The sequence below is a fragment of the candidate division WOR-3 bacterium genome, assembly GCA_039802005.1.
Taxonomy (GTDB): domain Bacteria; phylum Hydrothermota; class Tepidihabitantia; order SM23-42; family JAOAFX01; genus JAOAFX01.
The window spans coordinates 40128-63271 of sequence record JBDRVV010000006.1 but is presented as its reverse complement, the minus strand read 5'-3'; the positions used below and the strand labels follow the sequence as shown (position 1 = coordinate 63271).

Annotated in this window: 21 protein-coding genes, 1 tRNA gene and 2 rRNA genes; 11 read left to right on the top strand and 13 right to left on the bottom strand. The window is 38.5% G+C overall.

Annotation, left to right across the window (positions count from 1 at the left end; genetic code table 11):
* Nucleotides 1–3: 3 nt before the first annotated feature.
* A complete protein-coding gene (locus ABIL69_03500) occupies nucleotides 4–1485 on the top strand; it encodes a potassium/proton antiporter (protein MEO0123049.1) in 1482 nt (493 codons plus the stop codon).
* 19 nt (nucleotides 1486–1504) lie between these two features.
* Here ABIL69_03500 and ABIL69_03495 read toward each other — a convergent pair whose 3' ends face one another.
* The 9 genes from ABIL69_03495 to dnaA all read right to left on the bottom strand — a co-directional run bounded on the left by ABIL69_03495 (nucleotide 1505) and on the right by dnaA (nucleotide 10875).
* On the bottom strand, nucleotides 1505–1954 hold the full coding sequence (locus ABIL69_03495) for a hypothetical protein (protein MEO0123048.1): 450 nt from the start codon (nucleotides 1952–1954) through the stop codon (nucleotides 1505–1507).
* Between the two features lie 94 nt (nucleotides 1955–2048).
* On the bottom strand, nucleotides 2049–2930 hold the full coding sequence (tsaA, locus tag ABIL69_03490; protein ID MEO0123047.1) for a tRNA (N6-threonylcarbamoyladenosine(37)-N6)-methyltransferase TrmO: 882 nt from the start codon (nucleotides 2928–2930) through the stop codon (nucleotides 2049–2051).
* A complete protein-coding gene (locus ABIL69_03485; protein ID MEO0123046.1) occupies nucleotides 2905–3333 on the bottom strand; it encodes a GIY-YIG nuclease family protein in 429 nt (142 codons plus the stop codon). Before ABIL69_03485 ends, tsaA begins: the two co-directional genes overlap by 26 nt.
* Complete coding sequence (locus ABIL69_03480) at nucleotides 3317–4165, bottom strand: Mrp/NBP35 family ATP-binding protein (protein MEO0123045.1); 849 nt, start codon at nucleotides 4163–4165, stop codon at nucleotides 3317–3319. The genes ABIL69_03485 and ABIL69_03480 overlap by 17 nt, the downstream gene beginning before the upstream one ends.
* A gap of 181 nt (nucleotides 4166–4346) precedes the next feature.
* Nucleotides 4347–4463 (bottom strand): 5S ribosomal RNA (rrf, locus tag ABIL69_03475).
* A 60-nt stretch (nucleotides 4464–4523) separates the two neighbouring features.
* Nucleotides 4524–7552, bottom strand: a 23S ribosomal RNA gene (locus ABIL69_03470).
* 228 nt (nucleotides 7553–7780) lie between these two features.
* Nucleotides 7781–8272, bottom strand: coding sequence for a hypothetical protein (locus ABIL69_03465; GenBank protein MEO0123044.1), 492 nt, complete (start codon nucleotides 8270–8272; stop codon nucleotides 7781–7783).
* On the bottom strand, nucleotides 8265–9359 hold the full coding sequence (dnaN, locus tag ABIL69_03460) for a DNA polymerase III subunit beta (protein ID MEO0123043.1): 1095 nt from the start codon (nucleotides 9357–9359) through the stop codon (nucleotides 8265–8267). The genes ABIL69_03465 and dnaN overlap by 8 nt, the downstream gene beginning before the upstream one ends.
* 193 nt (nucleotides 9360–9552) lie before the next feature.
* Nucleotides 9553–10875, bottom strand: a complete 1323-nt coding sequence (gene dnaA, locus ABIL69_03455; GenBank protein MEO0123042.1) for a chromosomal replication initiator protein DnaA — start codon at nucleotides 10873–10875, stop codon at nucleotides 9553–9555.
* Nucleotides 10876–11141: 266 nt separating this feature from the next.
* Between dnaA and ABIL69_03450 the strand changes: the two genes are divergently transcribed.
* The 6 genes from ABIL69_03450 to pth all read left to right on the top strand — a co-directional run bounded on the left by ABIL69_03450 (nucleotide 11142) and on the right by pth (nucleotide 14794).
* A complete protein-coding gene (locus tag ABIL69_03450; GenBank protein MEO0123041.1) occupies nucleotides 11142–11489 on the top strand; it encodes a septal ring lytic transglycosylase RlpA family protein in 348 nt (115 codons plus the stop codon).
* Complete coding sequence (ispE, locus tag ABIL69_03445) at nucleotides 11486–12319, top strand: 4-(cytidine 5'-diphospho)-2-C-methyl-D-erythritol kinase (GenBank protein MEO0123040.1); 834 nt, start codon at nucleotides 11486–11488, stop codon at nucleotides 12317–12319. The genes ABIL69_03450 and ispE overlap by 4 nt, the downstream gene beginning before the upstream one ends.
* 139 nt (nucleotides 12320–12458) lie before the next feature.
* Nucleotides 12459–12529, top strand: a tRNA-Gln gene (locus ABIL69_03440).
* Nucleotides 12530–12585: 56 nt separating this feature from the next.
* The gene (locus tag ABIL69_03435) at nucleotides 12586–13524 is read left to right on the top strand and encodes a ribose-phosphate pyrophosphokinase (protein MEO0123039.1); all 939 of its coding nucleotides are present in this window, start codon (nucleotides 12586–12588) and stop codon (nucleotides 13522–13524) included.
* Complete coding sequence (locus ABIL69_03430; GenBank protein ID MEO0123038.1) at nucleotides 13521–14204, top strand: 50S ribosomal protein L25; 684 nt, start codon at nucleotides 13521–13523, stop codon at nucleotides 14202–14204. Before ABIL69_03435 ends, ABIL69_03430 begins: the two co-directional genes overlap by 4 nt.
* A gap of 17 nt (nucleotides 14205–14221) precedes the next feature.
* Nucleotides 14222–14794 carry an aminoacyl-tRNA hydrolase gene (gene pth / locus ABIL69_03425; protein MEO0123037.1) on the top strand — a complete coding sequence of 191 codons (573 nt, stop codon included), beginning with the start codon at nucleotides 14222–14224 and terminating at the stop codon, nucleotides 14792–14794.
* Nucleotides 14795–14867: 73 nt separating this feature from the next.
* Here pth and ABIL69_03420 read toward each other — a convergent pair whose 3' ends face one another.
* Entirely contained in the window at nucleotides 14868–16274 is a 1407-nt protein-coding gene (locus ABIL69_03420) for a PQQ-binding-like beta-propeller repeat protein (GenBank protein ID MEO0123036.1), read from the bottom strand.
* 118 nt (nucleotides 16275–16392) lie between these two features.
* Between ABIL69_03420 and ABIL69_03415 the strand changes: the two genes are divergently transcribed.
* Nucleotides 16393–17040, top strand: a complete 648-nt coding sequence (locus tag ABIL69_03415; GenBank protein ID MEO0123035.1) for an HD-GYP domain-containing protein — start codon at nucleotides 16393–16395, stop codon at nucleotides 17038–17040.
* 17 nt (nucleotides 17041–17057) lie between these two features.
* On the opposite strand, the gene ABIL69_03410 is transcribed toward ABIL69_03415, so the two are convergent.
* Nucleotides 17058–17978: a PhzF family phenazine biosynthesis protein gene (locus ABIL69_03410; GenBank protein ID MEO0123034.1), complete on the bottom strand. Its 921-nt coding sequence runs from the start codon at nucleotides 17976–17978 to the stop codon at nucleotides 17058–17060.
* A 124-nt stretch (nucleotides 17979–18102) separates the two neighbouring features.
* Here ABIL69_03410 and ABIL69_03405 point away from each other — a divergent pair, with 124 nt between their 5' ends.
* Nucleotides 18103–19023 (top strand): DUF362 domain-containing protein, encoded by a 921-nt coding sequence (locus ABIL69_03405; GenBank protein MEO0123033.1) that lies wholly within the window; start codon nucleotides 18103–18105, stop codon nucleotides 19021–19023.
* A gap of 269 nt (nucleotides 19024–19292) precedes the next feature.
* The gene (locus ABIL69_03400; GenBank protein ID MEO0123032.1) at nucleotides 19293–20513 is read left to right on the top strand and encodes a 4Fe-4S binding protein; all 1221 of its coding nucleotides are present in this window, start codon (nucleotides 19293–19295) and stop codon (nucleotides 20511–20513) included.
* Between the two features lie 16 nt (nucleotides 20514–20529).
* Here ABIL69_03400 and ABIL69_03395 read toward each other — a convergent pair whose 3' ends face one another.
* Nucleotides 20530–21462 carry an Ig-like domain-containing protein gene (locus ABIL69_03395; protein MEO0123031.1) on the bottom strand — a complete coding sequence of 311 codons (933 nt, stop codon included), beginning with the start codon at nucleotides 21460–21462 and terminating at the stop codon, nucleotides 20530–20532.
* Nucleotides 21463–21958: 496 nt separating this feature from the next.
* Between ABIL69_03395 and ABIL69_03390 the strand changes: the two genes are divergently transcribed.
* Nucleotides 21959–22120, top strand: coding sequence for a nickel-binding protein (locus tag ABIL69_03390; GenBank protein ID MEO0123030.1), 162 nt, complete (start codon nucleotides 21959–21961; stop codon nucleotides 22118–22120).
* A gap of 102 nt (nucleotides 22121–22222) precedes the next feature.
* Here ABIL69_03390 and fba read toward each other — a convergent pair whose 3' ends face one another.
* Nucleotides 22223–23143: a class II fructose-1,6-bisphosphate aldolase gene (gene fba / locus ABIL69_03385; GenBank protein ID MEO0123029.1), complete on the bottom strand. Its 921-nt coding sequence runs from the start codon at nucleotides 23141–23143 to the stop codon at nucleotides 22223–22225.
* Nucleotide 23144 lies beyond the last annotated feature (1 nt).

The window sequence follows — 23144 nt, the reverse complement described above, 5'->3', positions numbered from 1 at the left end:
CATATGTTTTCATTAGAGATATTATTGCTGATTGTTTCAATATTAATAATCCTATGTATTTTGATATTCAAATTTTTTGATTATCTTGGCATACCCGTGTTGCTGCTATTTTTGGGCATAGGAATACTCGCCGGTGCCGAGGGTATAGGTAGAATAAATTTTGATGACGCCAGATTGGCACAATCTATAGGTATTGTTGCATTAGTCTTCATATTATTTGCGGGTGGATTGGATACAAATTGGAACCAGGTAAAACCGATTTTTAAACATGCAATAGTACTTTCTACATTTGGAGTTTTTGCCACCGCAATTCTTGTTGGCTTTTTTGCTTCGTTCGTGCTGAAAATACCAATTTTGTATTGCATTATGCTCGGCTCAATTGTTTCATCCACGGATGCTCCTGCTGTCTTTTCCATATTGCGCTCAAAGAATGTAAAACTAAAAGGGACGCTAAAACCCTTACTGGAGTTAGAATCCGGAAGCAATGACCCAATGGCAATTTTCTTGACCATCGCAAGTATTCAGTTGATTAATTCATCTGCTAATAATCCACTACAGATAATGACTTTTTTTATACTCCAAATGGGATTAGGTGCAGTGATAGGTTTGACTTTCGGGAAATTAGTCGTTTTTATTCTAAATAGACTCAGGCTTTTTTACGAAGGATTATATCCTGTTTTCTGTCTTGCTTCAGCATTTTTGATATATGGTATAACTTATCTTTTGAATGGAAGCGGATTCCTCGCTGTGTATCTTGCCGGTATAGTTATCGGTAATTCACAGATTGTTAAGAAAAAGAGTCTTTTGAGATTTTTTGATGGACTTGCCTGGCTCAGCCAGATAACAATGTTTTTGACCCTTGGATTGCTTGTCTATCCTTCACATTTATTACCGGTTACGGGAGCGGGGATTTTATTATCAATTTTTTTAATGTTTGTTGCCCGACCGATAAGCGTTTTTCTATCACTGTTTCTGAGTAAATATAGTTTACGAGAGCGATTATTTGTGGCCTGGGTCGGACTGCGTGGAGCAGTTCCTATAATTCTTGCTACATTCCCGCTGCTTGCAGGAATTCATAATTCCGAGTTAATTTTCAATCTTGTTTTCTTTATTGTCCTTACTTCAGCGTTATTCCAGGGTTGGTCTATTCCTGTTGTCTCAAGAATTTTGGGATTATGTGCGCCATTGGAGAACAAAAGTATTTCACCAATTGAATTTGAACCACCGCCTGGTGTGGACACTGAATTAATAGAATTGATCGTACCTTTTGAGTCTGAAGTAGTAAACAAACCAATAGTAGAAATTGGTTTTCCCCAGGATTGTCTTATTGTTCTCATTGTTCGGGGTGAAAATTTTATTGTGCCAAGTGGTGGCACTATTTTAGAACCTGGGGATACATTGCTATTTCTTGCTAACAAAAATAGTTTGAAAAAAATAAACGAAATACTACATAAATGGAAGGGAACGAGTAAAAAAGACGATTAACTTCAAAATTTCAATTTTCTCAAAAATGCCTTTCAAACCCTTTTTTCTTATGAGGGATAAATTTTTCAAGAATGATTTTATTGTCTAACTTTCGATAATAAACCCGGAATAAAAAAGACACATAAAAATGATACAAATCACCCATTTCTTTTATCTTAACATCTCCCAGCCCAGCACTCGGAATTTTATAAACAACCTTGGTCAGGGCGTCAATAAATCTTCTTTTTAATTCATTAGTGGTGCAGTATCTTACCACTTCTTTTAAAAACCTCTCGGAATATTCAAAATCTATCGGATCTTTTAAAACATTGTGATATTGCTGCATTGCAGGAAATATCTTAAAATAGATCTCCACACACTTTTTTAAATCAGGCCAGAATTCGCAAGGATTTTCAATATCCTCGGGCTCTTCTTCAATTTTAATTTGATTTTTTCTTTGATAAAGATATCTTTTTACACTCTCCTTCAATCAACTCTCCTTTTTCCGATTTAAATAATTCCATATCCTATTATACACAGAAAAGTCAAAAAATCAATACTAAATAAAATTGTCAAGGCTTTTTCTAATCACTTATCTCTATCTCTGGTTCTATGAGTATGGGACAGATAATCGATTTTGATATCATACATTCTTGCCCTGCCTCTTGAATCAAATTGAGAATTTTTTCTTTTATATTTTTTTCACATATGGTGATAATTGGTTTAATCAAAATCTCACTAAACACAAAATCTTTATTTTTCAAATGCGCCTTACCAACTGCATGACTTCTATATGCTGCAATAATTAGATTCTCTTTCTCAAGCAACCATAAAAATGTCGTTGCCAAACAGAGTTCAATTGATGCTACAAAAAGGTGCTGAGGACTCCAGAATTCTTTTTTACCGCCGAATTCAGGGGCGCAGCCGGCTATGATGTTTGGTTTATTTTGGCTGCTCAGAATAAGTTCTTTACCCGCAACAAATTTAAGATTTGATTCAAATTCATAAATTCTGGGCTGTAGATTGCCATATTTCTTACCAAGCCAGCCGGTCTTTTTTACCTTTTTGATGTCGATTTCTGGAACATAAGGTTTGATATCCAGAACCGGTGTTCCATCAATTGCATCAAGATATTTCACTGTTAATATATTTTTATCTCTCTTGATAAGTTCTACAACTGCATAGCCGATAGGGTTTACGCGGTTCGGAGACCTGGTGGCAAAAAGTCCGTGTTGTTCTTCATCCCAAGGGGTTATCACCATTAAGCTGTATGATTCTGATTGGTGCAGATAATAAATGATATGGAGATGTGAAAAACCACTAATATCCTTGAGCCCTTCAACAAACTCAGGTAAGATTTCAATTTCGCTTATTGTCTCATCACCCTGATGGGGTGCTTCAGATTTTAATTTATATGGCGAGTGGACAATCCCTATCGGCTTAAGCGTTGAATTTTTCAAATCCATTTTTTTTCAAAATGTTTTTGATTCTAATCATATTTTTATCAAGAATAAATAAATGGGAGGGGCACCCACAATCAGAACTACCAAATCGGTTAATATATTGAAAACCATGTTTAAGAAACTGTTGTGCCATTTTACACTCACGACTTGAACCAATCCAGATTTCTTTTATCTTTATACTTTTATTCGTTAAAAAATAATCAATATGCCAGAAAATTTTTTTATCTTTTGACAGATGTCTTTTTATTCTTTGAAAAATATTTTTCTTCGCCGAACCAAGATAGCTATAATAACCTTTACAAAATTTCAATCCACCAAGTTTGCCTATATAAATTTTTTGAGTTTTTGAATTGTTTATAAACAGGATATAACTCTTTTTATGTCTTATGCTATTTTGACTGTCCACCTTGTTTCTCACTTGGACGCACAATTGAGTCTATTTCTTTGCATATAGCCATAATTACTTTTGCTGAATTTGAATCGGGATATTGTGCAACAATCGGTTTACCATTATCAGTACTTTCTACGATATGGGGGTCCAGTGGGATTCTACCTAAGAAAGGCACACCCAATTCTTTTGCCGCCTTTTCTCCACCACCAGTTTTGAAAATATCTATTTCTTTACCACAATGTGGACACACAAAACCACTCATATTTTCCAATATCCCCAAAATTGGTGTTGAAAGTTGGCGTAAAAAATGGACACACTTTCTTGAATCAAGCAGGGCAATGTCCTGGGGTGTGGTCACAATGATTGCACCGGTCAGATTGCGTATTAATTGAATGACTGATAATGGCTCATCACCGGTGCCCGGTGGTGAATCAACGACCAGATAATCAAGTTTACCCCAGTTTATTTCAGCAAGGAACTGCTTCAATACACTCATCTTCAAAGGACCACGCCAGATTACAGGTGTATCTGCATCCTGCAATAATGAAGCCATTGAAAAGGCAACGAGATTAGAATTAACAGTAAATGGTATTATTCCATCTTCATCCATCATCGGCGGTCTCCCTTCAAACCCGAGCATCTTAGCAACTGAAGGACCATGGATATCCGCATCCAAAATTCCCACTTTGGCTCCAAGTTTACTCAAGCCCGCAGCAAGATTTACCGCCACGAAACTCTTGCCCACACCACCTTTATTTGAAAGGACAAGAATCTTCGCGGTGATCTGCGTCATATTTTTTTCTAAAAGTATTTCTAACCTTTTTAATTCTTCTTCTGGGACTTTCAATTTAGCCTTTCTTTCTTTTTATTTTAAGAAAACAACAATTTTATTCACCCTACAGAAGTTTTCAATAGCGGAAAATGTTTAAACCCATTAGCCATAAATTTCTTCTTTATTGAAAATGATAACCATTATCATTAATATTATAATCAAAAATTTATAACAAATTAAAGGTAAAAATAAAAAAACCCGGCAGCGACCTACTCTCCCGTACCCTTGCGAGCACAGTACCATCGGCCCTGGTGGGCTTAACTTCTCTGTTCGGAATGGGAAGAGGTGTTGCCCCACCGGTATTGCCGCCGGGAATTCTGTTGGTTAAATATTTTTTCATTTAACCATTTTTCAAATTTAAAATGGCGGAAGGAAGTCCAAGTCGCTCGACTGATTAGTACCACTTGGCTCAATGCATTACTGCACTTACACCTGTGGCCTATCAAACCGGTAGTCTACCGGTAGTCTTTAGGTCAACTCAGAGTTGCCCCTGAGTTGAACGGGAGACCTAATCTTGAGGTGGGTTTCCCACTTAGTTGCTTTCAGCGGTTATCCCTTCCGGACTTGGCTACCGAGCGGTGCCATTGGCATGACAACTCGTGCACCAGAGGTCCGTCCATCCTGGTCCTCTCGTACTAAGGACAGCTCCTCTCAAGTCTCCTACGCCCACGGTGGATAGAGTCCGAACTGTCTCACGACGTTCTGAACCCAGCTCACGTACCGCTTTAACGGGCGAACAGACCGACCCTTGGGACCTTGTCCAGCCCCAGGATGCGATGAGCCGACATCGAGGTGCCAAACCGGGCCGTCGATGTGAACTCTCGGGCCCGATCAGCCTGTTATCCCCGGAGTACCTTTTATCCGCTGAGCGATGGCCCTTCCACACGGAACCACCGGATCATTAGGCCCCACTTTCGTGCCTGCTCGGCCTGTCGGCCTCACAGTCAGGCTCCCTTATGCCCTTACACTCCACGTGCGATTACCGACCGCACTGAGGGAACCTTTGGGCACCTCCGTTACATTTTGGGAGGCGACCGCCCCAGTCAAACTGCCCACCTGCCACTGTCTTCCACCTTGCAAGGGCGGAATTAGAACCTCCGACAGAACAAGGGTGGTATTTCACTGACGGCTCCATCCCAACTAGCGTCGGGACTTCATAGCCTCCCACCTATGCTACACATGTCCTGCAAAGATTCAATAGCAAGTTGCAGTAAAGGTTCACGGGGTCTTTTTGTCCTACCGTGGGTAGGCGGCATCTTCACCGCCACTACAGTTTCGCCGGGACCCTTGTTGAGACAGCGCTCCCGTCGTTACACCATTCGTGCAGGACGGAACTTACCCGCCAAGGAATTTCGCTACCTTAGGACCGTTAGAGTTACGGCCGCCGTTTACCAGGGCTTCAGTCGGAAGCTTCACCCTGAGTTGCCCCAGGATTAACTTCCTTCTTTAACCTTCTGGCACCGGGCAGGTGTCAGTCCCTATACTTTGCCTTACGGCTTAGCAGAGACCTGTGTTTTTGTTAAACAGTCGCGAGAGCCCTTTCACTGCGGCCCGCTATTCATCATAGCGGGCACCCCTTCTTCCGAAGTTACGGGGTTAGATTGCCGAGTTCCTTAACAAGGGTTCACCCGAGCACCTGTGGATCTTCACCTCGCCCACGTGTGTTCGTTTCCGGTACGGACACCCATAGTTTCTCCCATAGAGGTTTTTCTCGGCTGAATCTCGAGGCGGGTTTATGGCCTTTTGGGCCTCCCCATCATACTCCAGGGTTAAGAACCTCCGGATTTGCCTGGAAATTCCCCTGAAGTATTTGGACCCTGTATTCCAACACAGGGACCGCCTCTACCATCAGCGTCACCCCATAGGTAGTAACGAAACTATAGATGGTAGCCGAATGTTGACGGCTTTCCCATCACCTACGCCTTTCGGCCTCGGCTAAGGATCCGACTAACCCTGGGTGGATTAACCTTCCCCAGGAACCCTTGGGCTTTCGGTGTCCGGGTTTTTCACCCGGATTATCGCTACTCGTGCCGGCATAATCACTTCCGTTTCGTCGACCCTATCTCGCGATAGAGCTTCAACCTATAACGGAACGCTCCCCTACCCCTCTCAATCTTAATGATTGAGAAGCCACAGCTTCGGTGGTTGGCTTGAGCCCCGGTAAATTTTAGGCGCAAGACCACTCGGCTGGTGAGCTGTTACGCACTCTTTAAATGATGGCTGCCTCTAAGCCAACATCCCAGATGTCTGAGTGACCTCACATCCTTTCCCACTTAGCCAACTCTTAGGGACCTTAGCTGGTGGTCTGGGTTATTCCCCTTTCGGCGATGAAGCTTAGCCCCCACCGCCTCTTTCCTGGACTTTTAAGTAGTAGCATTCGGAGTTTGGTTAGATTTGAACCCCGAAGGGTTCTCTTCTATCCAGTGCTCTACCACTACTACTGAACATCCAAGACTGCCCCTAGAGGCATTTCGGGGAGAACCAGCTATCACCCGGTTTGGTTAGCCTTTCACTCCTACCCACAGTTCATCCGAGGATATTTCAACATCCACCGGTTCGGGCCTCCATTCCGTGTCACCGGAATTTCACCCTGACCATGGGTAGCTCACCGGGTTTCGGGTAATGCCCCAACCTACTAATACGCCCTATTTGGACTCGGTTTCCCTACGCCTCCTCCCAACACTTTCATGCTGGAATTAAGCTAGCAGGTTAGGACAACTCGCCGGCTCATTATGCAAAAGGCACGCAGTCATTCAACACATCTACCCGATTGCTCAGGTAGAGGTCAAACTCCTGCTGATTGTAGGCGCATGGTTTCAGGTTCTATTTCACTCCCCGCCAGGGGTTCTTTTCACCTTTCCCTCACGGTACTGGTGCACTATCGGTCATCCAGGAGTATTTAGCCTTACCCAGTGGTTTGGGCAGATTCACACAGGATAACCTATCCCGTGCTACTTGAGGGTTTAGCCAGTGAAGACCTCTAGGATTTCGCCTACTGGGCTATCACCATCTACGGCTCTCCTTTCCAGGAAGATTCGGCTATTCCGAGGTTTTGTAACTTCACAATCCTCAGGACAGATTGGATTCGGCTAAACCTCACAACCCCGACTGCACAACGCCTGTCCGCTTTAACATGCAGTTCGGTTTGGGCTTTTCCGATTTCGCTCGCCGCTACTTTCGGAATATCTTTTCCTCAGGGTACTGAGATGTTTCACTTCCCCTGGTTTGCCTTCTCCGCCAATGACGGAGAATATCCCGTTTTTCAACGGGATGGGTTTCCCCATTCGGGTATCGCCGGGTCAAAGGATGTTCGCTCCTCACCGGCGCTTATCGCAGCCTACCACGCCCTTCATCGCCTCTGGATGCCAAGGCATCCCCACATGCGCCCTTAGTAACTTGAACCCACGATCCTTCCGCCAATTCTTATAAATTTTCAAAGATCAAAATATGGCTTCACACCATATTGTTAGCAGAACCCATTTTAACGCTTGCTATATAAGAAATGAGTATCTGCTTAGAAAATCTTTTATCCCCCGCAATATATTATATTCAATTATTTAAAAAAGTCAAGGGCAAAAAAGCACGAACGCAATTATAATCAATTTTAAGACAATGTCAATACCTATTTTGTTAAAAATAAATTCTTGCGCCCAGCCCACCTTCAATGTCAAAATCTGTGGATGGCAAGATATTGACCACAGGATATATCTCCAAGAAGATACCGAAACGTGAAATCTTATACTCCGCACCACCACCAAGACGAAGTCCTATATTTAACTCTGTATTATGATCCGGTTCATCTTCTTTGAATTTAAATCTTCCACCAATTCCTATATAAGGAGTTAAGTTTTTTATCTCTCTCTGTTCTCCATTCATATCATCGGTCCACCGCAAAACAGTAGGAAAGAGAAATTGATAATCGCAGGTCAAATGAAGTTTTGGATTGTCTCCCAAAGACCATCCAATATTCGCTGCGAGCGCTGACCTTTGTGTCATTATAAATTTCGCAGTAAACCCAGTTGGACTACCAATTATTATACCAATTCCTAAATGCTGGGCATTGGCAATATTTAAAAGAACAAATATGCCAATAAAAGATAACAGAATAATTTTTCTATTCATATGAATCAATCCTTAAGGGCATTAACAAATAAAATAAATTATCAATATTCTTGGGCTTTATCAGCGAGGCGGTTGATGGTGATGTCAATTGGAAAACAATATCATTTGAGGGGATACGTCTTATGATCTCAAGAAGATACCCTGCATTATACCAGATAGAAATCTTTTCGCCTTCGTAAATACACTGTACCTCTTCTTTGGCTTCGCCAAAATCGGGCGACGATGCCGATAACAATAGATTATCGCCGCCAAAGTCAAACTTTACACTTCTTATGGTTGGACTTGAAACAAGAGAAACTCTTTTTAAAGCACCATCCAGAATTTCTTTCTCAATTGTACAGGTACCAGGAAAGACTTTTGGAATAACACTTTCATAATTTGGATAAGGACCTTCGATGAGTCTTGCAATGATTGCGGTTGAAGAAAATTTCAAACCAATCATTCTTTCTTCAATGAATATGTCTACAGGTTCTTCTGATTGATTTACATCAAGCAGATCAAAGACCTTTGGTGGTACTATTAATTCACCATTTGCAGATTTCAATTCTTTTCTATATAAAGCCAATCGTGCTCCATCGGTTGTAACGATGTTGAGGTTATCATCTTTTATCTGCAACAGAACACCATTCATTGCCCTTCTGCTCACATCTTTTGAGACCATAAATACCGTTGAATCTACCATTTCATTTAATTCACTAATATTTAAAGTTATCCATTTCTGCTTAGGAAAAGATGGAATTTCAGGAAATTCGTTATAATCAAGTGCAGGAATATTAAATTGTGCATTACCGGCATTTATTTGAAGATTCAATTCCTTAAGTTTAAATGATAATTCATCAACATTTGATTCGCGCGCAATCTCAAGAAGTTTTTTTCCTGGCAATAATGCCTTACCTTCTCTTTTAACATCACAACCTATTGATTTTCTTATAAAAATATCAAGGTCTGTTCCTTCTATACTCAAAATGTTATTTTTAACATCTATAATAACATTTTGTAAAACTGTGTGTGTACTCTTAGGTGGAATTAATTTCACAATACTATTAAGCGTTTTCTCAAAATTAATTCTACTGACTTTAAATTCCATTTAAGCCTCCTTATAAGTCAACAAATTTTTTAAATAAAATGAAATATAGTTATTGTTGCTGACTATGTGGATATGTTGATATTTATTGTATTCTATGAAATTTCTTAACAAAATATATTCTTTTATGTTAATAATCATGTTTATAAATTTTGATAAATTCAAAAAAAATTTATTAAATAAAAATATCAACATTTTATCCACCATTTATCTTTGAATTTATCCGCTCTAATAATCTTGAAAATTCAGGGTCTTTCTCTTTTAAATTATTGATTTTTTCTATAGCATGAATCACCGTGCTGTGATCTTTTCCGCCAAGAAACGCACCAATTTCAGCAAGTGATAAATTCAGTAAGTTACGTAAAAGATACATTGTAACCTGTCTTCCAAGGGCAAGTCTCTGGGTTCGTCTTGTTCCTTTTAAATCTTCATGCGAGCAGCCAAATTCATTACAGATAACCTGAATTATCTTCTCTTTACTCACTTTGTATCCGTTCCCCAAGAGGTCTTTTAATGCCTCCTCAGCAAGTGCCTCATTAATTTCCTGTCCCGAAAGAGATGATATGGCAAGGAGTCTGATGAGACATCCTTCTAATTCTCTGATATTTGATTTTACTCTGGATGCAATATAATATGCGACGTTATTTGGTATTTTTACATTTTCCATATCTGCTTTCTTTTGAAGAATTGCAATCCTTGTTTCAAGATCAGGGGGTTGAATATCCACAACAAGTCCTCCCTGAAATCTTGAAGTAAGACGTTCTTCAAGCGTAGATAGCTCTTTCGGCGGACGGTCTGAAGTCAATACAATCTGTTTCCCCTGAGTATAGAGATAATCAAAGGTATGAAAGATTTCATCCTGAAGACGTTCTTTTCCGTAAATGAACTGAATATCGTCGAGCAATAAAATATCCTTATTTCTATATTTCTTTTTAAAAGATAATTGATCTTTTTTCTGAATTGCATCAATCAATTCATTCATTATATTCTCGGCCTGGGTATAATAGACATTTAAATTTTTGTGCTGCTTGTGAATAAAATTGCCTATTGCCTGCATTAAATGGGTCTTCCCTAAACCTACTCCACCATATAAAAATAGTGGATTGTATGCCTCTCCAGGTGCCTCGGCAACAGCAAGCGCCGCAGCATGGGCAAGTTCATTATTTTTGCCCACGACAAAATTTTCAAAAGTATATCTTTCCTGGAGTTTTGTCACATCATGCGAAAGAATTATTCTTTTCTTCTTGACCACAGGACGATTTGCCTCCTGGTTAGCTGCCTTGAAAGAAAGTCTCATGTTGGCGCCATTGACCGAACCAATCGCCTCTTCAAGAATTTTTGAATAATGCATCGTTATCCAATCAATATGAAAATTGGTCGGCATTTCAACGAGCAAGACATCATCCTTTATCTCAATACCTTTACTCTGGTTAAACCAGGTGGCAAATGACTGCGGATGTATCCGCTCTTTAATATATGCTAATATGTTTTGCCAATATATTTTTGCTTGTTCACCCATATTTAGTTATCCACATTTATCCACAAAGTTATCCACATATTTTTCCTTAAAACTCCTTGAAATTTCATAATGTTTTAATTTTTAGAAAAAATTTTACAAAATAAAAAAATTTAAGCAGGATAAGTTTATCCAAAAGTTAGAAAAAGTCAAGAAAAAATAAATAAATTAAAAAAATTTTTTGGCACAGGATTTGCATTTCTTGAATTTGAAATAGATTTTAACAAAAAACTTCATTGACAAAATGATAAATTCCATTATAATAAATTATGAATGTTATTTATTTTCTTCTTTCCTGCTGCCTTACTGGACAGCCACAGACGAAATTCGTTGAAATTGGAATGGCAAGTTATTACAGTGATTCTTTTCATGGAAAAAAAACAGCATCGGGAGAAATTTACGATAAATGGGACTATACCTGTGCACACAGAACGCTCCCTTTTGGTACAAAACTGAAGGTCATTAATTTAGAAAATAAAAAGAGCGTAGTTGTAAAAGTCAATGATAGAGGTCCCCAGAAACGGGATAGAATTGTTGACCTATCTTACGCTGCCGCGCGGGACATAGATATGATAACAAAGGGTATTGTTAAAGTCAAAATAGAGATTATCAGATGATTCGCATCAATGCTCATGCAAAGATAAATATAGGACTAACAATACTCAACAAGAGAGATGATGGCTATCACAATATTGAAACAACATTATCCACAATTTCGTTGAGTGATAAAATTCTGCTTGAAAAAATTGAAAAAGGAATTGAGTTAATATCTCCGGGATTGAAAATTCCTGTTGAAGACAATCTATGTTATAAAGCGGCACAGTTATTTTTAAAAACTTATGATATTGATGAGGGCATAAAGATAACACTTCAGAAAAATATTCCAATTGGTGGAGGGTTAGGTGGAGGTTCATCAGATGCAGCCGGGGTATTGAAAGGTATGTGTGAGGTCTTTAATTTGAATATTCCGGATGAAGAGTTAATGAAATTAGGCAGGGAATTAGGTTGTGATGTTCCGTTTTTTATAAAAGGTGGTGCAGCGATTGCCCGGGGTGTTGGGGATGAGTTAAAATTTTTTAAACTTCCCAAAATGCTTTTAGTAATATATTATCCTGGTTATCAAGTTTCAACAAAATGGGCATACGAAGAATATAATAAAACAATGTTGACAACAGGTATGGAAGTGGATAATATATTAATGCAAAAAAAGAAAAAAAATAGAGTTGGGCTAAATATAGTAAATGATTTTGAGAAGGTTGTTTTCAAAGCACATCCTGATTTAATGGATGTAAAGGCGAATTTATTGGGGGCTGGTGCATATATGGTTTCTTTATCTGGTAGTGGGTCTTGCCTTTATGCAGTCGTAGATGAGAAGAATGTAAAGAAAAATGTTATAAAATATTTATCCAGTATTGGCGCAATGTATTTTGAGACAGAAACGATATAGAAATAGGTTTGTGTTTCGTGGTTTTATGGCGTAGCAGCCAGTACGGTCTTTGGGCATAGTTTTATGGTTAAAAATACCATAGACTTAAAATCTATTATCATACCGGCATCAATGCCCTATAACTGATAACTATTTTTATTGGGGCGTCGTCTAATGGCAGGACCCAGGATTTTGGATCCTGTTGCGGAGGTTCGACTCCTCCCGCCCCAGATTTGATGAGAAGGTGCACAAGGGATAAGGATAAAGGGGGTTGATTGGATAAAATAATGTTATTTTCGGGAAATTCAAATAGCGAATTGACTAAAGAAATAGCAAAGATTATTAATATTCCTTTAAGCAAGAGCACGGTAACTAAATTCGCTGATGGTGAATTGAAGGTCAAAATAGAAGAAAATATTAGAGGACAAGATGTTTTTATCGTTCAATCAACAAATCCACCCGCAGAAAATTTATTAGAACTCTTACTCTTTCTTGATGCTGCAAAGAGGGCATCGGCAGAAAGGATAACAGCAGTTATTCCATATTACGGCTATGCCCGCCAGGATCGCAAGGATGAACCAAGGGTGCCAATTTCTGCAAAGTTGATTGCGGATTTACTTGCCACGAGTGGTGCAAAAAGGGTTTTAACTATCGACCTGCATGCCGAACAAATCCAGGGATTTTTTAATATTCCAGTGGACCATCTTTATGCCGCACCTGTATTTATTGATTATTATAACGAGAAAGGCATTGAAAACTATGTAGTTGTTTCTCCAGATGCAGGAAGGGTAAATAGAGTCCGTGCCTTTGCCCGTCGCTTGGGAAAAAATGTTCCAATTGCAATAATTGATAAAAGACGGACTGGACCGAATCAGTCAAATGTTATCAATGTTATTGGGGATGTAAAGGGTAAAAACGCAATAATATATGATGATATGATTGACACAGGTGGTACAATAGTTGATGCTGCAGAGGCACTGTCCAATAAGGGAGTCAAAGAGATATATGTTTGCGCGGTTCATGGACTCTTTTCCCGAAACGCAATAGAAAAGATTGAAAAATCTCCAATAAAAGAAGTTGCAATAACCAATACGCTTAAAATTGCCCGAGAGAAGATAGTGGGGAAATTGAAGATACTTTCTATTGCCTATCTTCTTGCTGAGGCAATAAAAAGAATTCATCATAACGAATCAATAAGTTCATTATTTAAGGAGGTAGCAGAATGAAAATGGAACTTGAAGCCTATATATATGAACCCCAGAAAAAGGGTGATGTGAGAAGAATGAGAATGGAAGGAAAGATTCCGGGTGTTTTATATGGGCACAAAGAAAAGAGCAAAAGAATTTATGTGTTAAAAAAGGAATTTGAAAAAATTCTTGAAACACTTAGAAAGGAAACAGTTACTATCGACTTAAAGTTAAAAGAAAAAACCTATTCCTGTCTTATTAAATCCATTCAGCATAATCCAATAGATGGAAGTTTATTACATATTGATTTCCAGCATATAAGCAAAAAAGAAAAGATAAAGACAACAATCCCAATACACTTAGTCGGTGAGGCACCGGGTGTAAAGAAAGGCGGTCTTCTCGACCAACACCTATATGAAGTTGTTATTCGCTGCTTGCCTGACCATATGCCTTCCCATATTGATGTGGACATTTCAAGTCTGGATATAGGAAAGACGATTCATTTAAAAGACATAACGATTCCCAATATTGAATTTGAAATAAAACCAGAGACGCCGATTGTTTCAATTCTTGCACCGAAGGTTGAAAAGGCGGCTCCGACACCAGCCGCAGCACCAGCTGAAGGAGCGGCAGAAGAAGCAAAAGAGGAAAAACCCAAAGAAGAAAAAGGTAAAGAAGAAAAACCGACAAAGGAAGTCCAGAAAGAAAAAAAGGAATAGGCTAAATAGAATATTAAATGATAATTTTCGGCCTGGGAAACCCAGGTTTAAATTATAAATGGACACGGCATAATGTAGGTTTCATATTTATTGATCGTCTGGCAAAAAAATTCAAGAAGAAATTTTTCCGTTATCCTGAATACAAAAAGGCAAAGATAGTTGTAGAGAAAAAAGAGATATTACTGATAAAACCGCTTCTGTTTATGAATCGCTCAGGCATAGTTGTTTCTCATATCCTGGAGAAACAATGCGATGAATTTGTAGTTATTCTTGATGATATCAATCTCCCACTGGGCAGAATGAGATTTCGTGCAAAAGGTAGTGATGGTGGACACCTTGGTTTAAGATCTATCATTGAGGCATTAAATACCGAAGATTTTCCAAGATTACGAATCGGCGTTGCAAATCAGGAAATTATTGAGCGAAAGATTGATTCGGCTGATTTTGTTTTGAGTCCATTTAGAAGGGCTGAGAAGAAGATTCTTATTAATGTTATTGAAAAGGCAATCGAGGGTATTGAGATTTTTATAACTCAAGGAGCTGAAAAAGCACAGAATTTTATAAATGCCTTCAGATTTACTGAAAGCTAATTTATCTTTTATGCATAATAAAATGGCGGTTTTGCGCGAGGAAAATTTTTGGACTACATTATTTTTGTAAAAATTATTTATTATGCTGGGCGTTTCCGCCCCACATATACCATCCATCATCATTTTTATCGCCGGTTTTAATACCATACAGATTTCCATTATCACAGGAAACAAAGACATAACCATTTGCCACAGCTGGTTGAAAACTTATCGCTCCATCTACCTTTTCTTTCCACAGCAGTTTTCCATTCTCTTCGCGCAGGCAGAATAGCTCACCACTTCCTGAACAGACAAAAAGTTTTGAGTTAGCATAGGATGGGGGCGTAAATACCCTGCCTCCTATACTCTCTTCAGACAATTTATCATATTTTTGTGACCACCTGACCTTTCCTGTATTAATGTCAATGCTGAGTATCTCATTCCCCATGGTATTATAAGAGTAAATATCGCGTACAAATGGCCGCGACCCCTGATATGCCCAGCAGCCCACAACCGAACCCTGTCCAACATTTTCTTTTGCCTGTTCTATTTTCGCTGTACTTGGTGCTGAACCGAACCCGACACTGGCATCAAGTTCTGTCTGAACCTTTCTATTTGCTGATTGTCTGCCATAAACAAGATATTCAGCAGTCCTTTTTGCCCAAAGTTCCTGTTGTTGTTGGTTTCCATTATTTTGATCCAGCGTGGCAATACCTTCATATTGTTTTATTGAATCTTTTCCAACTTTTTTTGCCTCGCGCAGACTGACAAATATTCTGTCGTTGTATACTGTCGGTGCGCTGGTAGCGTTCTTTTTCTGTGACCATATCAGTTTCCCATTGGTTTTGTCGTATCTATAAACAGTCCCATCAAAACATGTTATATAAACTGAATTTTTGTAAATAATGGGTGCTGATATCAAATCTCCTGCAATTGTGGAATTCCATACTTCTTTACCGGTTTTTAATTTCATACAGGCAAGGTGATGTGAACCATCCTGCCCCGGATATGCCATATAAACATTTTCTTCATCTGCTGCGGGTTGACTCATCAATGGGTCACCCAACCATTTTTCCCACACCTTTTCACCGGTCTTTGCTTTTAGAACATAAATAATGCAGGATTCAGTATTAAAAATCACATAGCCATTTATCACCACTGCTGCAGTTGGCCCATCATCACCTGTTTTAAATTTCCAAACCAATTTGCCCGTCTCCGCATTCAATGCATAAAACTCATAACTGCCATATCCACCACCTAAAAATATTAACCCATTTTCATAAGCAACTGTTGCCAATGGCAGGTTCCCCGGAATTCTAACCTTCCATGCCTTATGACCACCGGGTAATGTAATATTCTCCGGATTGATACCAGAGGACTCTAAGTCTCGATTCTGTAATACTGCTTCCTCTGCATTAAATGCCTTTTTCTGCACCTCTTCAATTTGTGCAAAACCCATATACAAAAAAATCGTTAAACAAAAAGTCCATCTTAAACCCATTTTTGCCTCCCAGTAGATATATACAATAATGATAACTAAATATTCCACATAATCAAGAGGAAATAACGAATAATTAGTTATATCCTTGACAGATTTTAATATCTGATTATACTTATGTATGGACAATGATAAGCCCTTTAAGCTTGATCTTGATGAGATTATACGAACCCTGAGTTCTGTGGCGATGACCCTTCGGGAGAATCCAAAAAAGGCATTGAAATCCTTAAGAAAAATAGGGAAAGACATTGATAGGCAGATTCCATATCGCGACGGTCATATCCTCAGGGTTACGGAATATTCACTTGCAATTGCCGAAGAATTAGGATTCACTGAAGAAGAAAAAGTTGTCCTGGAAGTTGCAGCACTGTTACACGATTTTGGGAAGATTGGAATAGACGAAAGTATATTATTAAAGCCAAGAAAATTAAGTGAACAGGAGAAAGAAGAAGTAGATATGCATGTGATGCGCGGTTATTATATGCTTGCAGGTTTTAATGAACTTATTGAAGCCCTCGGTGGTGTAAAACATCACCATGAGCATTACAATGGTTCTGGTTATCCAGAAGGATTGAAAAAAGGGGAAATACCCATTATCGCAAGAATAATTGCTGTTGCGGATGCGTACGACGCAATGACCTCAAAGAGACCCTACCGAAATGCAATGTCTAAAGAAGAAGCAATAAGAGAATTGAAGGCAAATGCCGGAACACAATTTGACCCGGCAATCGTCAGAATATTTATTAAGTATATTACAAAAAAGAAATAAATATATTGTGATATATTTTAAGGTGTGAGTATATATCCTGTGAAGGTTAAAACAGCATTTCCGCCAACCTTGACTCTGAATATTTGGTCACGACTGCATTCAACGTGAACGTATACCTTCCCCTGGCGGTTTTGTAAATAACCTTGCTCCACAATTATCCTTGAAAAATTACTCGGTTCAATTAGATTTTTTCTTATCAGATAACATCCTACGCTTCCTGCTGCTGCTCCTGAAATTGGGTCTTCATTAATACCTACCACCGGCGCAAAGTGCCTCATAAATACAGTATCACCGGGTTCAAATGTTTCCATACAGAATGCAATGATACCGTGTATACCAAGGCGGACACAAAAGTTGTTCATAAATGTAAAATCGGGCTTTAGATTTCTCATTATTTCAAGTGATTTTATAGGAACAATCAGGTCATAATAACCTGTTGAAATAATATCAAAAGGTAGATTAGCAGCAAGAAGGTCATGTTGACTGATACCAAGGATCCTTGATAGCTGAACCGGATTGACTTCAATATCAAGGTAGTTAGGTTTTGCAAGTGTCATTGTTGCCCTTGTGACTTTATTATCCTTTACCCTCAATTCAACCTGCTGAATGCCCGATTTTGTTCTTTGTCTTATTATTGTGTCGGGTTCTTGTAAATTCAATATGTTTTCGCCACTCAAGGCAAAATAGGCAGCGATTGAGGCATGTCCGGAGAAATTTATTTCTCCAGAGCCCGTGAAAAATCTTAAATAAATATCTGCTTCATGGGTTGATTCGGTGAGAACAAATGCCGTATCAGAGACTGGGTTCAAATCACTGGCAAGTAATTTTAAATTTTCTTCATTGACATCGTCCACGCCCATAACAACCCATGCTGGATTTCCTGTATATGGGTTTGAGGTGAATACACTTAATCTTTTTGCCTTAACCCATTTTGCCATATTAAAATGATACACAAATTTTAATATTTGTCAAGCATTGTATAGAGATTATGCTTGACAGGGATGGGAATATTTATATACTTAAGTATTAAACGGATTATTTTTTAAATAATAGGTGAAAATAATGAAAATAATCAGCCGTCGAAATTTTTTAAAAATAAGTGCTGGTGTTGTTGCAAGTTTAGCACTGCCAGTGAAAATTTTTGCAAGCAATGGGAAAAATTCAGTCAGACCAATGATTGGTGTTGCACGCGGAAACAAGGGTAAACTTGTAAAGGCAGCGGTTGATGCGATAGGTGGTATAGAAAAATTTATTAAGCCTGAAGAAAGAGTGCTTATTAAACCGAATATTTCTTTTTCTGCCAATGCCGAGTGTGGGGCAACGACGAGTGTTGAGATAATAAAACAGGTCGTTGAACTCTGCCTTGAAGCAGGTGCATCAAAGATCGTTATTATTGATTATCCGCTGGCCAATGCTGAAATATGTATTGAAAAAAGCAGGGTTAGAGAGGCAATTGTGGATTCAAACAAAGTTAATTTATTGATGCTAAATAAAGAACGCCAATTTATTGAGATTGAAGTGCCAGGCGGCAAGGAACTGAAAACCATCAAGATTGCCCGGGAACTGCAGAAAGTAGATAAATTTATCAACCTTCCTACAGCAAAATCACACTCGGCAACCGGGGTGAGTCTGGGAATAAAAAACTTGATGGGACTTATCTGGGACCGAAGTTATTTGCATCGGGTTGACCTTCATCGGGCAATTGCTGAACTTGGACTGGTATTTAAACCCGACCTTACAATCGTTGATGCAACCAGGGTTCTGACGAGTGGCGGACCGGGTGGTCCAGGTAAGACGGTGATATTAAATACCGTTATTGCGGGTGCAGATATGGTTGCGGTTGATTCTTATACCGTAGGCATAAGTCAGTGGTACAATAAATCGTTTACCGGTAAGAATGTAAAACACATCGCCTATGCTTATGAGCTCGGACTCGGTGAGATTGATACAGAAAAAATGGTGATTAAGGAGGTTAGTGTATAAAGAAGCACCGCGCACTTAGATTATCCATTCAGTTAATCTTTTTGTTATTTTTTGTCTTTCTGTTCTTCAAAATTCATTACGGCTCAAAGATTCATTTTCAATATTTTTATTATTTTGACCCTTTAATATTTTTTATTATCAGCATTTCAACCCGCATATTGCTCAGTCCATACCTTTTTTCCCTTATTCTAATTTTTTTAACACTCATTTTTGGCAGATTTTTCTGCGGTTTTATTTGTCCGTTAGGGACAGTAATTGATTTATCCGGAATGCTCATTAAACCACAAAAATTGTTGATTATACAAAATAAACTCAAAAAATTCAAATATCTAATACTGATATTTATAATTACAGCGGCGGTTCTCGGTTTTTCTTTTATTCAATATTTTGACCCAATTGTGATATTTGAAAGAACTCTTTTGTTGATTGTATTTCCTGTCATTTCATTTTTTGTCGGCATTTTTACTCTAAAGGCTTCTTTTGCTTATACCGAAAGATTGTTTGCCATTTTATTTTTCGCAATAATACTCGGGCTGAATTTTTTTTCAAAAAGATTCTGGTGTCAGAATATCTGCCCATTGGGTGGATTATTCGCCTTCTTTGCAAAATTCTCATTATTTAAGTTTATCTTTGGTGATGGGTGTAAGCAATGTGCTTTATGCGAAAAGATCTGCCCGACCCGTGCGATAGATTCAAAAAATGAGACGATTGACACAGGCGAATGTATTATCTGCCTTAACTGTATCTATGAGTGTCCGGAAAATGTAATTAAATATAAAATAAGATTTACACAACCTGAATTTGATATTAAGAAACGTCAGGTAATCTTCTCTATCGGCAGTGCTTTTGTCCTTGCACCATTATTGCGTTCAGTTCATCATCAAAAAATTGAAGGAAGATTGATCCGTCCGCCCGGCTCAATTCCTGAATCAGAATTTTTAAGTAGATGCTTGCATTGTGGCAGGTGTATGAAGGTATGTCCCACGAATGGACTCCAGCCCTGTCTTTTTGAATCAGGCATTCTGGGGCTCTGGACACCAAGACTCGTGCCGCGCATTGGTGCCTGTGAAAAAAATTGTAATATGTGCGGCAAGGTTTGTCCGACTTCGGCAATAAGGAATTTATCTTTGAAAGAAAAGAGTTATGCGAAGATCGGGACTGCAATTATTGACAAGGCGAGGTGTATTGCATGGGAACAAAACAAGGCCTGTTTGATATGTGATGAAGCCTGCCAGTATAATGCAATTAAGATGATTAATGAAACAATCTATGGAATTTCTTTAAGCAGGCCCGTGGTGGACGAAAGAATATGCACAGGCTGTGGTATGTGTGAAAATCGCTGCCCGGTTGAAGGAACCGCTGCGATACAGGTATATTCCATTGGCGAAGAAAGGAAGCAATCTGGTTCTTATATCACTGAAGAAAAAGAAAAATTGCGGAGTTGTGAAGAAAAAGAGGAAGACATCCCTTCGGGGTTTATGATTAAGTGAAAGAAATTCCAACTAATTATTTTTTTAATATCTGGATTCTATCAAAATATACTGCGCCCCCTGCGCCGTATTCGGTGGATAGGGCAAAGGTGTCAGAAATTGATTCCTCTGCCGCAGGAACATTATCAGCAATCTTCTGTTCGTTTATCCAGACATCCATTAACAGATTATCATAATCAAGGTGCACTTTTACATTATACCACAGATTTTTTTGCCACTTATATCCGGTTGGTTGTGGATCAACACCCCGCACATACACCAGACTATCGTTGAAATCAAAAAGAACACCGTTATATATCGTACCCAGTGTGGGGCTCAATTTTACAAAAAATCCTGCAAGCGCACCGGCTGGGCTCGTCTCCGGAATCATTAAGGCATATTCATAAGTAAGTTTATGCAATTTTTTTAAATCAAGTTCAATGCCATCAGTTCTTACCCACTGTGAAGAGCCACAAAGTCGGAAACTCTTAAATCCATCATAGGAAAAAAGTGAATCAACATAGGTACTTTCACCGATTCCGGGCCAGATTTGAAACCAGTATTGGGAAGGGTAATTGTGAATATAATAAAATTCAAAATCATCATAAAAGAGCAGAATATTATAGACCATTACTGAGATTGTTTCGGAGTATATATAATTCCCGTTTTCAAGTTCAGCCTTTGCATATATCGTATGAATTGAACTATCAGGAAGGGGAATTGTATTCCATAAATATGAATACGGTGCTTCTTCAAAAAATTTTACAAGGGAATCATCAATAAAAAATCCTACACTCCATATATCTTCCCCATTCATTACCTGCGCTGTTATTTCTACAATGCCTTCAACGACTGCCCCGTCTTTGGGATTGGTGATATCAATTAGTGGTGTTTTTTTTCCGCAATCTGCGAAGAAATTTATCACTGTAAAAAGTATTATTTTCAATAAATGGCAGACAGAGTTCTTCACATAAACCTCTTATAATTTTATTTTCCATTTGGCAAAAGTCAAGGTTAAATAAAGCAAATCTAACAAGTTTTTAGCCTTAATTTTTTCCAGTGTTGCGAATTTAAGTTTCAAAAACCGGAAAGGAAGCAGTTTTTTATCTGTCTCCTCTCCACATTTTTCAATATTAAAAGTTAGTTCTTGATTTTTTCCATTTAATAATCCCCTGTTATCCCCCTTTACAAAAGGGGGAAAGAGGGGGATTGAAATTGTGATTCCATACATATCTGTGAAAAGTGGTTACAACAGAAAAAAATACATAATGACATATGGTATGAAAACTTAATATCTCAAGAGACTAAGATATGGAGAGGACTCAGGATTTTTGCCTCTTGAGTTTTCTATGAAAATAGATATAATATATACGAAGGAGGTTACAATGGCTATGTTTTTAATAACATTACCGCCAATGCCTAAAGATCAGGTATTGTCAAGCTGATCACAGGTTATAAATGCTTCCGTGGGAAGCAACGCAAAGATGGATCGGGCTTATATAGACGATAAAACAGGACAGGCAATCTGTTGCTGGAATGCACCAGATGAGAAGACGATACAAGATATCTTTAAGAAGGCTCAGGTTAAGCCCGAATCAATAAAATCCGTAACAGTGTATAACGGATAACATAAAACCGGCGTGTGTATTAATGCACACGCCGGGTTAAACTATCCACCCAATTCCAAAATCGTAGCAGATTTTTCTGTCAGAAAATGTTGATTTTTGCTATTATCTGTTTCCTGTTTCTGCAGAGCCGAAGAGGATTATCTTTTCTTTTACCACCTTTTTTATCAATTCCCGAGTGTAACCAAGAATCTTTCTCGGGTCAAATTCTTGGGGATTTTTGATTAAAAATTCACGAATCCCTGCAGTGAATGCAATTCTGATATCAGTATCAACATTTATCTTCGCTATCCCATTTTTGATTGCTTCTTTTATTAAACGGTCGGGCACGCCACTCGTCTTTTCTATTTTTGCTCCGAATCTATTTGCGTAATTAACCCATTTTGGCTTTACCCCAGATGCACCATGCAGAACCAATGGAATTTTTACTTTTTCAGCGATTTCCTTAAGAATATCTATACGTAATTTTGGTCTACCTTTGAATTTATATGCACCGTGAGATGTACCAATAGCAACCGCCAGAGCATCACAACCAGTCTCTTTCGTAAAAATCCTTGCCTCTTCAGGATTTGTATAAATATTTTTTTCTACTTCTATATCATCCTCTATCCCGGCGAGTCTTCCAATTTCCGCTTCTACTGAAGCATTTTTCTTATGTGCATACTCTACCACTTTTTTTGTAAGTTTCAAATTCTCCTTAAAAGGTAGATATGAGCCATCTATCATTACGGATGTGAAACCAGCATCTATACACCTTTTTGCAATATCAAAGTTCTTCCCATGGTCAAGATGGAGAACAATTGGGATTTTTGACTCTTCAGCAAGACTGCTGACGATCCCTACGAGCATTTTCATACCCGCATAATTTATCGCCTTTTCACTTACACCAATGATAACCGGTGAATTCAGTTCTTCTGCAGTTGTAATTATTGCCTGAGTTATTTCAAGATTTGATGTATTAAAATGTCCAATCCCATAATTGTGCTTTCTTGCTTTTGGTAATATTTCATTTAAGGTAACGAGCATA

What these genes read in the sequence shown, in the direction of transcription:
- ABIL69_03500 (MEO0123049.1), top strand. Translation starts at nt 4, where the DNA reads ATGTTTTCATTAGAGATATTATTGCTGATTGTTTCAATATTAATAATC.
- tsaA (MEO0123047.1), bottom strand. Translation starts at nt 2,930, where the DNA reads ATGGATTTGAAAAATTCAACGCTTAAGCCGATAGGGATTGTCCACTCG.
- ABIL69_03465 (MEO0123044.1), bottom strand. Translation starts at nt 8,272, where the DNA reads ATGAATAGAAAAATTATTCTGTTATCTTTTATTGGCATATTTGTTCTT.
- dnaN (MEO0123043.1), bottom strand. Translation starts at nt 9,359, where the DNA reads ATGGAATTTAAAGTCAGTAGAATTAATTTTGAGAAAACGCTTAATAGT.
- dnaA (MEO0123042.1), bottom strand. Translation starts at nt 10,875, where the DNA reads ATGGGTGAACAAGCAAAAATATATTGGCAAAACATATTAGCATATATT.
- ABIL69_03450 (MEO0123041.1), top strand. Translation starts at nt 11,142, where the DNA reads ATGAATGTTATTTATTTTCTTCTTTCCTGCTGCCTTACTGGACAGCCA.
- ispE (MEO0123040.1), top strand. Translation starts at nt 11,486, where the DNA reads ATGATTCGCATCAATGCTCATGCAAAGATAAATATAGGACTAACAATA.
- ABIL69_03435 (MEO0123039.1), top strand. Translation starts at nt 12,586, where the DNA reads ATGTTATTTTCGGGAAATTCAAATAGCGAATTGACTAAAGAAATAGCA.
- ABIL69_03430 (MEO0123038.1), top strand. Translation starts at nt 13,521, where the DNA reads ATGAAAATGGAACTTGAAGCCTATATATATGAACCCCAGAAAAAGGGT.
- pth (MEO0123037.1), top strand. Translation starts at nt 14,222, where the DNA reads ATGATAATTTTCGGCCTGGGAAACCCAGGTTTAAATTATAAATGGACA.
- ABIL69_03420 (MEO0123036.1), bottom strand. Translation starts at nt 16,274, where the DNA reads ATGGGTTTAAGATGGACTTTTTGTTTAACGATTTTTTTGTATATGGGT.
- ABIL69_03415 (MEO0123035.1), top strand. Translation starts at nt 16,393, where the DNA reads ATGGACAATGATAAGCCCTTTAAGCTTGATCTTGATGAGATTATACGA.
- ABIL69_03410 (MEO0123034.1), bottom strand. Translation starts at nt 17,978, where the DNA reads ATGGCAAAATGGGTTAAGGCAAAAAGATTAAGTGTATTCACCTCAAAC.
- ABIL69_03405 (MEO0123033.1), top strand. Translation starts at nt 18,103, where the DNA reads ATGAAAATAATCAGCCGTCGAAATTTTTTAAAAATAAGTGCTGGTGTT.
- ABIL69_03400 (MEO0123032.1), top strand. Translation starts at nt 19,293, where the DNA reads ATGCTCATTAAACCACAAAAATTGTTGATTATACAAAATAAACTCAAA.
- fba (MEO0123029.1), bottom strand. Translation starts at nt 23,143, where the DNA reads ATGCTCGTTACCTTAAATGAAATATTACCAAAAGCAAGAAAGCACAAT.